The organism is Pseudoalteromonas sp. S2893 (assembly GCF_005887105.1).
Lineage (GTDB): Bacteria > Pseudomonadota > Gammaproteobacteria > Enterobacterales > Alteromonadaceae > Pseudoalteromonas > Pseudoalteromonas atlantica.
Genome location: NZ_PNCY01000009.1, coordinates 42039 through 54717, shown reverse-complemented (window position 1 = coordinate 54717; position 12679 = coordinate 42039). Strand labels below are relative to the sequence as shown.

15 protein-coding genes are annotated in these 12679 nt (G+C 39.1%); 2 read left to right on the top strand and 13 right to left on the bottom strand.

Going from position 1 to position 12679, the window contains the following annotated elements:
• Positions 1 to 10: 10 nt before the first annotated feature.
• From CWC04_RS05100 to CWC04_RS05040, 13 genes are all read right to left on the bottom strand, one after another.
• Positions 11 to 523: a DUF2878 domain-containing protein gene (locus CWC04_RS05100; protein ID WP_138684804.1), complete on the bottom strand. Its 513-nt coding sequence runs from the start codon at positions 521 to 523 to the stop codon at positions 11 to 13.
• Complete coding sequence (locus tag CWC04_RS05095; protein ID WP_138684803.1) at positions 498 to 1760, bottom strand: SAM-dependent methyltransferase; 1263 nt, start codon at positions 1758 to 1760, stop codon at positions 498 to 500. The genes CWC04_RS05100 and CWC04_RS05095 overlap by 26 nt, the downstream gene beginning before the upstream one ends.
• A 53-nt stretch (positions 1761 to 1813) precedes the next feature.
• Positions 1814 to 2551, bottom strand: coding sequence for a DUF1365 domain-containing protein (locus tag CWC04_RS05090; RefSeq protein ID WP_055019053.1), 738 nt, complete (start codon positions 2549 to 2551; stop codon positions 1814 to 1816).
• Positions 2544 to 3800 (bottom strand): NAD(P)/FAD-dependent oxidoreductase, encoded by a 1257-nt coding sequence (locus CWC04_RS05085; RefSeq protein ID WP_138684802.1) that lies wholly within the window; start codon positions 3798 to 3800, stop codon positions 2544 to 2546. Before CWC04_RS05085 ends, CWC04_RS05090 begins: the two co-directional genes overlap by 8 nt.
• On the bottom strand, positions 3797 to 4507 hold the full coding sequence (locus CWC04_RS05080) for an SDR family NAD(P)-dependent oxidoreductase (protein WP_055019055.1): 711 nt from the start codon (positions 4505 to 4507) through the stop codon (positions 3797 to 3799). Before CWC04_RS05080 ends, CWC04_RS05085 begins: the two co-directional genes overlap by 4 nt.
• Before the next feature lie 2 nt (positions 4508 to 4509).
• Positions 4510 to 4938 (bottom strand): nuclear transport factor 2 family protein, encoded by a 429-nt coding sequence (locus tag CWC04_RS05075; protein WP_138684801.1) that lies wholly within the window; start codon positions 4936 to 4938, stop codon positions 4510 to 4512.
• A 1-nt stretch (position 4939) separates the two neighbouring features.
• Positions 4940 to 6331: a deoxyribodipyrimidine photo-lyase gene (gene phrB / locus CWC04_RS05070; RefSeq protein ID WP_138684800.1), complete on the bottom strand. Its 1392-nt coding sequence runs from the start codon at positions 6329 to 6331 to the stop codon at positions 4940 to 4942.
• Positions 6331 to 7284 carry a YbgA family protein gene (locus CWC04_RS05065; protein WP_055254114.1) on the bottom strand — a complete coding sequence of 318 codons (954 nt, stop codon included), beginning with the start codon at positions 7282 to 7284 and terminating at the stop codon, positions 6331 to 6333. Before CWC04_RS05065 ends, phrB begins: the two co-directional genes overlap by 1 nt.
• Before the next feature lie 8 nt (positions 7285 to 7292).
• On the bottom strand, positions 7293 to 7973 hold the full coding sequence (locus tag CWC04_RS05060) for a ChrR family anti-sigma-E factor (protein WP_024031756.1): 681 nt from the start codon (positions 7971 to 7973) through the stop codon (positions 7293 to 7295).
• Positions 7966 to 8589, bottom strand: a complete 624-nt coding sequence (locus tag CWC04_RS05055) for a sigma-70 family RNA polymerase sigma factor (protein WP_004586416.1) — start codon at positions 8587 to 8589, stop codon at positions 7966 to 7968. The genes CWC04_RS05060 and CWC04_RS05055 overlap by 8 nt, the downstream gene beginning before the upstream one ends.
• Before the next feature lie 69 nt (positions 8590 to 8658).
• Entirely contained in the window at positions 8659 to 9240 is a 582-nt protein-coding gene (locus CWC04_RS05050; RefSeq protein ID WP_004586417.1) for an LON peptidase substrate-binding domain-containing protein, read from the bottom strand.
• 223 nt (positions 9241 to 9463) lie between these two features.
• Positions 9464 to 9742, bottom strand: a complete 279-nt coding sequence (locus CWC04_RS05045) for a hypothetical protein (protein WP_024031759.1) — start codon at positions 9740 to 9742, stop codon at positions 9464 to 9466.
• Between the two features lie 226 nt (positions 9743 to 9968).
• Positions 9969 to 10328, bottom strand: a complete 360-nt coding sequence (locus tag CWC04_RS05040) for a hypothetical protein (RefSeq protein ID WP_004586419.1) — start codon at positions 10326 to 10328, stop codon at positions 9969 to 9971.
• Between the two features lie 167 nt (positions 10329 to 10495).
• Between CWC04_RS05040 and trhA the strand changes: the two genes are divergently transcribed.
• Together trhA and CWC04_RS05030 are read left to right on the top strand one after the other, a co-directional pair.
• Positions 10496 to 11125 (top strand): PAQR family membrane homeostasis protein TrhA, encoded by a 630-nt coding sequence (trhA, locus tag CWC04_RS05035; protein WP_004586420.1) that lies wholly within the window; start codon positions 10496 to 10498, stop codon positions 11123 to 11125.
• Between the two features lie 610 nt (positions 11126 to 11735).
• The gene (locus CWC04_RS05030) at positions 11736 to 12635 is read left to right on the top strand and encodes an SDR family oxidoreductase (RefSeq protein ID WP_055019167.1); all 900 of its coding nucleotides are present in this window, start codon (positions 11736 to 11738) and stop codon (positions 12633 to 12635) included.
• Positions 12636 to 12679 lie beyond the last annotated feature (44 nt).

Sequence of the window (12679 nt, the reverse complement as noted above, 5' to 3'; positions counted from 1 at the left end):
CAAGCTCCTGTTATTGCTTGCTACAATTTATAATCGCTTTAATTTTTTGATTAATAATAAGAATTAATGTAAAGGCTGCAGCCCAAAGTGCGCCGTACAGAAGCCAAAATGCCCATACAGGTGAATAAATACTAAGCACGCCAAATTGAGCACCTGAATAATAACTAATTGGCGCAAAGGCTAAGCACACTAAATAGGCTTGCCAAAGTTTTAGGTTAGTAATAAACGCCATTGATGTGTTTAAGCAAAGCAATAATGCTGCCCAAAGCAAGGCTAACCAAAGCGGAAAATGGGATACTTTAAATTCCAGAAGGTTTAGCTGCACAGCAAGGTATTCACATAACAGCGCAATTGGTAAAGCTTTAACTAAAAGCAACGCGTCGAGCTTATGCTGCTTTGATAAAACAAACATAAGCACAACAATACCAGAGGTGTATAAAACAGATTGAGCTTCTAAAAACAGTGATAAAAACCACACTGTTTGAAAAAGCACAAAATTAATAATTAAGGGCAATTTCGTCATTTTGACTAGTAAAACGTGGTTTACGCGCCGTTAAATGAACGGTACTGGTTGCTCGCGTTCTAAAAGCGCCTTCGCAGTAAGCAAAGTAAAATAACCATAATCTGTAAAAACGCTCATCAAACTTGTCACTGTCTAGGGTGTGCCAGTTATCAATAAAGCGTGTGCGCCAATCGGCTAGTGTTCTAGCATAATGTGCGCCTATGTCGCTAACAGTATGAATAACCATATCGGTATTGTTTTTAATTTGCTCGCTCATCTCATTAATTGAAGGCAAACAACCACCGGGGAAAATATACTGCTGAATAAAGTCAGAGTTTTTTAAATAATGTTGATAACGTTGATCGCCAATAGTGATCGCTTGGATTAGCATTGCACCGTCTTCTTTAAGCAAGCTATTACATTGCTTAAAAAAGCTTGGTAGGTATTCATGCCCTACTGCTTCTATCATCTCTATTGATACAAGCTTGTCGTATTGCCCTTCTAATAAACGATAATCAAGCTTGAGCAAAGTTATATTATTTTCAAGTCCTAACTGTTTAACCTTATTTTCAACATAGGCATATTGCTCATCAGAAATCGTTGTTGTGGTCACATGGCAGTTGTAATGTGTGGCTGCGTAAATCGCAAACGCCCCCCAGCCTGTGCCAATTTCAATGACTGAATCGCCTTCGTTTATCTCTACCTGCTCACAAATTTGTTTCAGCTTATTTTGTTGAGCGTCCTCAAGAGAGGCATCTTTTGATGGATAAACAGCGCAGGAGTAAAGCATTTCCTCGCTTAAAAATGACTCGTATAAATCGTTACCTAAATCGTAATGTGCAACGATATTCTTTTTCGACCCAGATTCTGAGTTGCTGTTTTTGAAATGGTTAAATCGGTGGGCTAGGCCACTAAAAAACGAGAATTTTTTTTCAAAAGCATCTAGTTGTTTTTGGTTTATGGCAAATATTTCGATGAGTTTGGTCAAGTTATCACACGACCATTGCCCAAGAATATAAGACTCACCAGCACCCACACTGCCAGATAGCGCAAATGCTTTGTACATGGCAGTGTCGTTAACGGTAATCGTGGTTTTTAAGTCTGAATGTTGTTGACCAAATACTGTTGAGCGACTGTTCTCAACTAACACTATTTGGCCTGTTTCAATACTTGCAAAGGCTTTGGTGACTAGCTTTTTATATAAGTTTGTAAACCAACCTGTTTGCTCTTGGCAGTTTATACTCGAGACTTTTTCCATCTTAAACCCTTTATAATTTTATCGCTACCTGCAACTAAGCCTGTTTAACTATACTAAGGTTTTCCTGAATGACCTAAAAAAGGAACCCTTTTAATAAACAGCTTAAGTGCTTGCACATAAATACCTTTGAAAATAGACAAAGTCATCGCAGGAAATTTTTTTAATAATTTATTAACTTCTTGCTTAGTTAACTGACTTCGCTTTAATCGTAAAGACGCGTCGAATAACAACTCATCCCCACGTTTATTTTCTATATGAATTAATGTGTTATCGGCTGTATGTTGTACCTGCCAATGGTAGTCCATATCTAAATTCATAAAGGGTGATACGGAGAAAGCCTTCTTAAAGTTCACTTTTTTTTGTAAGGGCACCAAATAATAATGGCGCTCATTCCACGGCGTATTGCTTACCTCAGCAACCATATATTTAAAGTTATCGGTGCTATTACCGTAAAAGTAAAAATTTACAGGGCTAAAATAAATGCCCATACACCTAAGTTGGCCAAGCATATAAATATGCGAAAACGTCTCTTTAACACCTAGTTTTTCTATTTGGCACTGTGCACGTTCAATAATACTTAATGGCTCTGAGTTTGGCAGTGTGTTTAAATAATCGGATTGATTAAAACGCAGTGCTTTAAACCCAAAAGTACCTAACATGGGGTGAATGTTATTAAGCAATAACGGATTTTTTAAATCTACCCACATCATATAAAGCGGGTATTTAAACTGATGGTTTTTTACCGCAAAGCGCCTGTGCCTTACATCGCCTAGGTATACAGCGCTATTCAAATTCAACACCTAATTGCTTTGCCACATCTACCCCACTGCGAACACCATCTTCATGAAAACCGTTATACCAATAAGCACCACAAAAATAGCTATTATTTTGGCCATCAACAGTGTGCTTGAGTTTTTGTGCGGCAATGGATGATTCGTTAAAAACAGGGTGATGATAAGTAAACTCACGTAATATATTTGCTTTGTTAATCCCTTCTAAGTGATTAAGGGTTACACAAAATTGTGTATCTGAGTCAATACCTTGCAGTATATTCATTTGGTATGTAACAACCGCTGCTTTGTCGGTGTTTTCGTTTAGTAAGTAATTCCAGCTAGCCCAGGCGGCTTTTCTATCTGGCAGTAAACTGGTATCTGTATGCAGTACTACCGAGTTTTCGGTATAAGGAATTGCACCTAATACAGTCTGTTCTTGCTCAGTCGCATCACCAAGTAATGCAAGGGCTTGATCTGAGTGACACGCAAATACCACTTTATCAAATTCAGCTTGTTCGCCATTTTCAAGGGTAATAATTACTTTATTATCTACACGTGTAACCGTCTCAATGTCGGTATTTAGTTTTATCCGCTCTGCAAAACCTTTAATAAGCGGCTTAATGTATTGCTTAGACCCACCAGGGATTACATACCACTGCGGCCTGTTTGTAACATCAAGTAAGCCATGGTTGTAAAAAAAGTTTACAAAAAACTCAACCCCTACATTTTGCATCTCTTTTATGCTGGTTGACCAAATTGCCGCCCCCATAGGTAAAATATAATGGTATTTAAAAAAGTCATTAAAGCCGTGCGTATCTAATAACTGACCCAGTGTTTGATCTTTAGGGTAGTTTTGCTCGCTGTGCATTGCTTTACATAATTTATTAAACTTAACTATATCGCTTAACAAGCGCCAAAACTTAGGCCTAAATATATTTCTTTTTTGAGCAAATAAGCTGGCAAAGGTGTGTCCGTTGTACTCAAAACCACTTGCTTGATTATGAACACTAAAGCTCATTTGTGTTTCTTGTCTGTCTACGCCAATGCGCGCGAGTAGTTTTTCAAAGTACGGGTAAGTGCGGTCATTAAATACGATAAAGCCCGTGTCTATTGCGCGTTTAACCCCAGCATCAGATATCTCTACTGTCGCGGTATGACCACCAATGTAATCGTTTTTTTCAAATACAGTAATATCGTAATGCTTATGCAGTAAATGAGCACAGGTTAAACCCGATACGCCAGAACCTATTATTGCTATTTTTTTCAACGGGCTAATCCTTTTGCTAAACGTAACCAAAGTGGTAACGGTAAAATACGTAATGCTTTTAAAATAAGCGTAAACCGATAAGGAAAATGAACTTCTTTACGGCGTTTATTGATCCCCTTAATCATATAATCGGCGGCCTCTGTTGCAGTGACGGCCATAGGCATTGGGAAATCGTTTTTATCAGTAAGGGGGGTTTTAACAAAACCAGGATGCACCAACGTAACATCAACATCGTTTAAGTCGATTGCTAAGCTTTTCGCTAAATAGCTTACCCCGGCTTTAGATGCGCCATAAGCCTCAGAGCGTGGCAGAGGTAAATACGTAACGCTTGAGCTAACAAGTACAAGTTGTCCGCCCGCACTAATTTTTGGTAATAATGCCTCTAGGCAGTAGCCCATTGCCAGCAGGTTTACTGAAATAACTCGCTCAAACAAAGCGCTGTCAAAATTACGGGCATCATCTACATACTCACAGTTACCAGCGTTAAGAATAACCTTATCAAAAGCACTAAACCCAAGGGTTGCTTGCTTTATGTCTTTAAGGTCTGTGGCATCAAACTGACACGCTTTAATGTTGGTGTGCTTTTCAAGCTCAACTAACTTTTCAAGGTTTCTGCCGCAAGCAATCACGGCGTTACCTTGCTGTGCGTACTTTATTGCTAGCTGCTCGCCAATACCTGAGGTTGCACCTGTAATTAAAATATTCATCGCTACCCTGCTCGTTTATCTATGTAATTTATAACGCCACCCAAAATAGGAATATGCTTGTATAGCATTTCACCGACATTAAAATAGTCGCGGTGGTTAATAATTTTACCTTCTTTAAACACCAGCTTACTGTGCCCTTCTACCGATATAGTTTTGCCAGAAGCCAGTTTTGGGTGGGCGTAATGCATTGTCCAATACAAAAATGCTTTGTCGTCACACTCGTAGGTGTCACTAATATCAAACTGACAATGCTTAACATTACTATATAGATTAGAAAAATATCGGGTAAGCTCGCTTAGCCCGTGTATTTCGTGCATTGGGTCTTTAAATTTAATTTGCTCGCTGTAAATATCATTAAGCAAATGCAGGTTTGATTTATCGAGTTGTTGATATATGTCTACAAATTTTGCTACCGGTAATGCTGTTTCCATATCACCCCTTAAATGCAGCTATTGCACGCTCGCGAGCTGCTTTATGATCTACGATTGCCGGCCAGTAACATTGCTTATCAGCCCCTATTGACGCTAAATAAGCATGAGGAAAATGAATATGTTTATCTGGCACTTTTTCAAGCTCTGGTAAATATTTACGTATAAATTTACCATTAGGATCAAAGCGCTCACTTTGAGTGATAGGATTAAATACGCGAAAATAAGGCTGCGCGTCACAGCCAGTGCTTGCAGCCCACTGCCAACCGCCATTATTAGAGGCTAAATCGCCATCAATAAGGTGCTGCATAAAAAACTGCTCGCCTTCACGCCAATCAATTAATAAATGTTTGGTCAAAAAGCTGGCAACTACCATTCTTAAACGGTTATGCATCCAGCCGGTTTGAACTAACTGCCTCATCGCTGCATCAACGAGTGGGTAACCTGTTTTTCCCTCGCACCAGGCTTTAAACTCAGCCTCGTTTTTACGCCATTTAACGCCATTGTACTTTTCGTTAAAGTTATCACCACGAGAAAGCTTAGGAAATTGCGCAATTAAATGACGATAAAATTCGCGCCAAATAAGCTCGTTTACCCAAGTAAACGTTTTACTTTTAGATGTTGTTAAAATATCTGGGTAGCGGTTTTGAATATTAACCAGTAACTGCTTAGGGCTTATAATACCCAGAGCTAAATAAGGGCTTAAACCCGATGTGCCTTTAATGCTGGGTATATCACGCTGATCGTCGTAGCTACTTAATTTGTCGCAAATAAAATTATCAACAATGGTTGCTAAGCTTTCATCATCAACCGGCCATTTTTCTGAGCTGCCATCACTTTTAATTGCCTGTGCGTTGTTATTTATCGGCTGTTTTTTTAAAGGCCACAGTAATAAGCTAAAGTGAGTATCTTGGTGTTGTTTAAGCCACTGTTTTTTAAATGGCGTAAACACTTTGTACATTTCGTTACTTTGGTTTTTAACACTGCCCACAGGCGCTATTACATCTCCCTCATAGAGGGTAAACGTAATATTTTTATCATCACACTTTGCAAGTATTTGCGCATCACGATTTACTTCATTTAACTCATACTCTTTATTGGCAATTACATGTTTTACCTGATGTTTATCGCAAAATGATAAAAGCGCACTTTCACAATCGTCAAAGTAAGGAGCGTCAAAAATATGCAGCTCTATTGCGTACTGTGCTAGCTGCTCGCGTATATAATTGAGGCGTCTTTTTAGTAAATCTATTTGAATGGGAGCGGCGTTGTGTTGTTGCCATTGCTTTTCGCAGATAAAAAAAATGGCCTGTTTAGCGCCATTATTTAGCGCTTCAATAAGCGCTTCGTTAGAAAAAAGGCGCAAATCGCGCCTAAACCAAAAAAGTGTATTCATTATATGCCGTAACGTAATTTTAGTTCATTAGGGTATGGATTAAAAAACACCTGCTTTTCTAGGTATTCATTAGGGTGTACTTTCAGATGATGTTTTAACAAAGTAAGCGGTACGTACAAAGGCACTAAACCTTGACGGTATTCATCGATGGCATCGCGTAGCTCTTGCTTTTCAACCTTAGATAAGTCTTTTTTAAAGTAGCCCTGCAAGTGCATTAACGTGTTGCAGTTATTCCTGCGTGATGCAGGCTTTTTAAGGCCGTTCATTAACCCAAGAATGTACTCATCTGCTAAAGCGTTAATATCATCACCATTATAAGTACCAAGTAAATTACCTAAGTCGCGGTAAGCTTGATAATTATGAGCCATTAATAAGTACTTATATTGCGAGTGAAACTGGGTGAGCTTATGCACTGTTAGCGGCTCAGATGCTAATAACTGCCACTGTTTATAAGCGTACACGCGCATTACAAAGTTTTCGCGTAAATGCATGTCGTTTAAGCGGCCGTTTTCTTCACATGGCAGTAATGGATTGTGCTTCATTATTTGCTCAGCAAAAAAACCAACGCCTTCGGAGGTATTGCCGGTGCCCGCTTCGTTATAAATTTTAATTCTTTCCATACCGCAGCTTGGGCTTTTCGCACAAAAAACAAAACCACTTAGGTTTTTAGCTTGCTCTGTGGCTACTTTTTTACCGTATTCAGTTAGCTTAGGCCCAACATCACCAGTGCCATCTGGGCGACATACTTTTATTGTATCGCCTACGCGTACTTGGCGTATGGTTGGCCTAGGAATAGGTAACCCTACGGCTACCTCTGGGCAAAAACGCGTGTACTCTACATGTTTTCCAAGTTCGTCCATACAAAAGTTAGACTTTTTATGGCCTGTATCAAAACGTACTTTTTCGCCTGCTAAGCAGGCGCTAATACCTATTTTTATTGTGTCTGTTTGCATAAATTCTCTTAATAAATCAAGTTACCTATAGGATTAAGTAACTTACTGAGCCCTTTATTAAAATGTAGCGCACTACTGACTACTGTAAAGCATAAACAGCCATCTTTTGTAAGTGGGGTGTGCTGATGAGAGCCATCTTGCCAAATAAAGTCTCCTGGCACGTAACTGCCCTCTTCATCACTAAACTCACCATCAAGTAGCAATGTTACTTCAAAACCAGTATGAGTATGCTCGGGGATTTCGCCCCCTGCGCCAATATGTAAAAGGCTTGAGCGCAATGGGCCATCATCAATAGCAACGCGAGAGCGAGCAAGCTTACCCACTTGCGTAAAACGCCCATGCGAAATGCGTGTTAAGGCGCGTGGTAATTCGTAGTTATGCTCATTGACTTGTACGGTTACCGGCTCAACTTCGTAAACTTCATCAATGCTAGCATCGGCGGTTATCAAATCTAGGAGGTCAGCGTCAAAATCTGGTACTTGTAAATCGTTACTTAAATTTAATGTATCAGGGGCGTATGGCGGCTCGCTAAATACATCCTTTGCATTAGCGGCTTCAAGTTTTGCCACTTTTGCTTGGCAAACTGGGCACATATCCACGTGTATAGATACCGCAACGCTTAACGATGCAGGTAACTGCGCTGAACAATATTGTGCTAGTAAAGATTCACTAGGGTGATGTTTAATCATGCTGATCTCCCATTTCATTACGTAATTTTTGCAAGGCTAAACGCAATCGTGATTTTACCGTGCCTACAGGAATATTTAATTGTTGAGCAAGTTGCTCTTGCGACATATCTTGGAAATAAACACCTCTGACTACCTCTCGCTGTGCAGTTGGTAGTTTGTCTAGGTAACGTTTAATTTGTTGATCTTCCAAGTGGTCGCTAAATTCAAGTGTTGTATCTTGAGATTCGTTAATAAGTGGCCAAATATCTTCGCTTATATTTTCTTCTTTATTACTTTTCATTTTACGAAGCATATCAAATGAGGCATTACGCATTACGGTATATACCCAGGTCGTCGCAGCCCCTTTGTCGCTGTGATACAAATGCGCTTTACGCCACACTGAGGTTAGTGTTTCTTGTACAAGCTCCATTGCTTGTGCCTCAGAGCCAAATTGCTTAATTCCAAAGCGTTTAATTTTTGGCGAAAAGTATTCAAATAAGTAAGCAAACGCTCTTTTGTCTCGCGAAGTAGCTACATCAAGCAGAGCTTGCATAAGCTCTGCACTTGGCGTTTCTGGCATGGCAGTATATTTACCTGTATTAGGTTCACAACGTGGTGAGGGTTGTTGACTTACCATAATAATTAATCCCGTGTATGCTTTTGTACATATCTATACGCCAAGCAATTAAACGCAGATCACATTATTTTAGGCAAATTCATTGTTAATCACAGTATGGAGGAAGTTTAGTAAGTTAGCAAAGTTACTTTCGAACGCAAGTTGCTGTTTTTTATCGATAGATATAGGTAATAGTTCAAGCCAGCGGGCAGCTACCCAGGCTAAATTATCAAACTTGGTTTGCCTATATAAACTAGAAAGCTCTTTATTGTTTAAAAATATGTCCTGCAAAGAATCAGACAAGCGTTGATTATCAGCCGAAATTTCACTGTGTGAGTCATTGTACCAATACGGCGTATTGCAATCGCTTAATAAGCCGTGGCGCAATTCACTTTCATCTTGGTAAACGTCATTTATTTGCACGCTTTTAGCAGCGTACACATCAATAAGTAGCATATTGCTAGGGTCTTGATCAAAGTCGATAATATCGACCAAACAGCCCTGAGCGCTAATATTAAATGGCGTGTCGTGCTGGTAGGTGCACAGTACAAAACCGACATTATTTTGTAGTGCGGTTTTTACCATGTTTAAATACCTAGGCTCAAATATACGCAAACGCGTATAGCCTTCTGGTAACACAAATATTGGTAATGGGAAAATCGCACGTTTCATAAAGTCTACTTCTTTAAATTACACTGCCTTTATTTACGTGCGCTTTTACTAAGTCGATCAGCTTACTCAAATCGAATTATTTACCTATAAATTAAAAGTTGATCCAACTTCCCATACTTTTTATTACTTGAACCATATAGTAAACACTAATCATGCTTACAACAGGCGCCAACATAAGTGCAAATAATCCTAATTCGTTACTCATCGTCTTATCCTTTTACACTTATTTAGCTTTAACTTGCGTAGTTACCGGCATTGTAGACTGCGTGGTAACGTCAGCTTGTTCTTGCGCTTGATTTACAAATTGCTCAAGTACTGCCTGGGCATCAAAACTAAGGCTCTGCGAAATTGATTGTTCAAGTTCTGCCGTTGCTTGATTAATATAGCTTGTTACGTTTTGCGTTATAATATCAGTTACATCTAAGTCCACTTCACTCGCATGTACTTGCGAAGAACCTAATACTAATAAACTTGCCATAGCGATTTTAATTGAATGTTTCATAATGGTATTCCTTGTTGTGTATATTGTTTAGACGCAATAACATAATCAAGGGTTGTGCCAACAGAAAAATAAAAATTAAATCATTGATATATAAAGACTATATTAAAAACCATACAGCAACGCAGTATTCAGTCTTGGTTAATTTAACTAACCTTTTTAATTTTTTGACTAACTATTAGTAAATATTTTTTAGCTCACTATTTGCAGTTTAAAACAACGACTATCATTACTTTTTGTTTTGCGTATCGGGTTTAACTTTTTTACCTAACCGATAAGCATCAGCCATACTTAGTAACCAAATGACCACCATTAAAGGAAGATATTTATATTCCCCAAGCTGAGCACATTCACCTGATGGATTACGAGCGGCTTGTAAAATGCCTGAAGCCGTCATCGGAATTTTACCTGCTAAAATTTCATTTGCGCTACATTGCGCTATAGCCAAAATATCACCTAATGTCATAAACAAAAGTAGCGTAAATACACCTGCAAAAATACAGCCTATTAAATGCTTTTTAAGCGAAAAATGCCCTGCCCCTGGATAAACAATGGCAGTAAGTAAAACGGCTTTGAGCTCTTTTTTCATGATAAACGTGCCTTAATTAATTGAGACTATACGACCACACTATACCCGATTAATTCCTTTTAAAATCAATAAAAGTACGGTGACAAATTTACAGTAATAATGCTGACATTGAAACATTGAGCGTACACCTGTACACTCAAGTTTAATTAATAAGTGGTAGGACTAGTATGACTATAGAGGCACCCTATTCTCGCAAAGAAGAAAAACTCAATGTATTAAGCCATGCACTGGGAATATTTTTTGCTGTGTTTGTAATGTGGGATTTATTTAAACAAGCCACCAGCGTAAAAGCTTATATTAGCACCGCTGTATATGGGGCTAGTTTATTTGTATTGTTTTTATCATCCACACTTTATCACGCCAGTGTACAGCCAAAATTACGCGCTTTTTATAAAAAGTGCGATCACTGCGCTATTTACGTATTAATAGCAGGTACGTACACCCCATTTTTGTTGCTATCTCTTAATGGATGGTGGTCTTGGGGCACACTGAGTTTTATTTGGGCAGTCGCGCTTGGTGGCGTTGCTTATAAAGTGCTGGTTAAAAATGGTAATAAAAAAGTCTCGCTGGCTACCTACTTACTTATGGGCTGGTTTGCCCTTGCGATTGTATACCCACTTTATTTAAATATTGATGTAAAAGCACTGTACTGGTTACTGGCCGGTGGCATTTTTTATAGCTTAGGAACATTATTTTATAGCGCTAAAAGCACTCAATTTAGCCACGCAATTTGGCACCTCTTTGTAATAGCTGGGTGTGTGTGCCACTACATTTCAATTACTAATTACGTGTATTAATGCATGTAATTAGTAATTTTATGCCACGCACATAAACCGCAATAATTTGGCTACCCATCTATATAAAAGCGCGATAAAAGCGCGTTGTAGCTTAGGCGATATCACTTAAGCCTTAATTAAAAAACGCTGTTATTTACGGCTTTGACTATAAGCCTATCACTGTCCTTACTCGCCTAGTTAACTAGCTCGATAAACAGCGTGTAACATTTTCGGTACTCTTATCCATTTTTTACCCATTTTATTCACTTACTCTTTTCCTAGTTTAAAAATAAATGCATTAAAATAAGTGACATAGCTTCATATTTTAAATGTAACGCTATGGCATACCTATTGCTCCTTCAATATAAATGGTCAGTAAAACCTTGACCAAGCAAATACGTTAAAGGAGATACAAAGTGGGCGCATTCCAAGCTGACTCTACAATTGAGGCAAGTGCTACATTAGTAAGTTGCTACTTATACCCAATATTTTACAACCACACCCACTTTTACGTCTATTCCCGCAAAGCAAAGAGGTAGGTAACACGCATTGCTGCGTTATATGCCATTAGGCTCTTTGTGATTACATGCAGTTAATCCAACTTAAACTTTACGTTAAAGGAGATGTTGATATGCCAACTAACCAATTTACGATGCAAGACCCTAGAAGCCAATATCAAATGGGACGAACCGAAAAAGACAGTGATCAACCAGACCCAGGCCTAGATGAAATTTTAAAACCTAAAGCAGATCACGGCGAAGATACCTATGTAGGTAGCGACAGATTAAAAGGCCGCAAGGCGTTGATCACTGGGGGCGACTCGGGCATTGGCAGAGCGGTTGCCATTGCATTTGCCAGAGAAGGTGCCGATGTGGTTATTAATTACTTAGCCAGCGAAGAAGCCGATGCGAAAGAAACACTCGATATTTTAAAAGCCAGCGGTAGCAAAGCTTGGGGAATTGCAGGCGATATCTCTGATGAGAGTTTTTGTAACGACCTTGTGGCGCAAAGCGTTGAGAACTTAGGCTCAATCGACATATTAGTGAATAATGCGGGTAAACAACAGTTTGTTGCCGAGTTAGACGATTTATCTACCGAGCAATTTTGCCAAACATATGCAACAAATGTATTTGCTATGTTTTGGATAACAAAGGCGGCGGTAAAACATATGCCACCGGGCGCTAGTATTATTAATACAACCTCTATCCAATGCTATCAACCCTCTGCTGGGCTTCTTGATTACGCATCGACTAAGGGCGCAATTACAAGCTTTACTAAAAGCTTAGCAAAAATGGTGATTGATAAAGGCATTCGGGTTAATGGGGTTGCTCCTGGGCCAATTTGGACCCCACTTCAACAAAGTGGCGGCCAACCGGCTAAAAAATTGCCTGAATTTGGTGATAACGTACCATTAGGTAGACCAGGCCAGCCTGCTGAACTAGCACCCACCTATGTATACTTAGCATCGCAAGAGTCAAGTTACATAACCGCTGAAATAATGGGTGTGACAGGTGGGCAGCATCTACCATAGTCATGATGGCTCACTCATATTAGTTAATCTCAGCTTATTGTTTT

Bases quoted from the DNA above. Each gene is read 5' to 3' on its own strand.
- CWC04_RS05100 (WP_138684804.1), bottom strand. From the start codon at position 523: ATGACGAAATTGCCCTTAATTATTAATTTTGTGCTTTTTCAAACAGTG.
- CWC04_RS05095 (WP_138684803.1), bottom strand. From the start codon at position 1,760: ATGGAAAAAGTCTCGAGTATAAACTGCCAAGAGCAAACAGGTTGGTTT.
- CWC04_RS05080 (WP_055019055.1), bottom strand. From the start codon at position 4,507: ATGAATATTTTAATTACAGGTGCAACCTCAGGTATTGGCGAGCAGCTA.
- CWC04_RS05075 (WP_138684801.1), bottom strand. From the start codon at position 4,938: ATGGAAACAGCATTACCGGTAGCAAAATTTGTAGACATATATCAACAA.
- phrB (WP_138684800.1), bottom strand. From the start codon at position 6,331: ATGAATACACTTTTTTGGTTTAGGCGCGATTTGCGCCTTTTTTCTAAC.
- CWC04_RS05065 (WP_055254114.1), bottom strand. From the start codon at position 7,284: ATGCAAACAGACACAATAAAAATAGGTATTAGCGCCTGCTTAGCAGGC.
- CWC04_RS05060 (WP_024031756.1), bottom strand. From the start codon at position 7,973: ATGATTAAACATCACCCTAGTGAATCTTTACTAGCACAATATTGTTCA.
- CWC04_RS05055 (WP_004586416.1), bottom strand. From the start codon at position 8,589: ATGGTAAGTCAACAACCCTCACCACGTTGTGAACCTAATACAGGTAAA.
- CWC04_RS05050 (WP_004586417.1), bottom strand. From the start codon at position 9,240: ATGAAACGTGCGATTTTCCCATTACCAATATTTGTGTTACCAGAAGGC.
- CWC04_RS05045 (WP_024031759.1), bottom strand. From the start codon at position 9,742: ATGAAACATTCAATTAAAATCGCTATGGCAAGTTTATTAGTATTAGGT.
- CWC04_RS05040 (WP_004586419.1), bottom strand. From the start codon at position 10,328: ATGAAAAAAGAGCTCAAAGCCGTTTTACTTACTGCCATTGTTTATCCA.
- trhA (WP_004586420.1), top strand. From the start codon at position 10,496: ATGACTATAGAGGCACCCTATTCTCGCAAAGAAGAAAAACTCAATGTA.
- CWC04_RS05030 (WP_055019167.1), top strand. From the start codon at position 11,736: ATGCCAACTAACCAATTTACGATGCAAGACCCTAGAAGCCAATATCAA.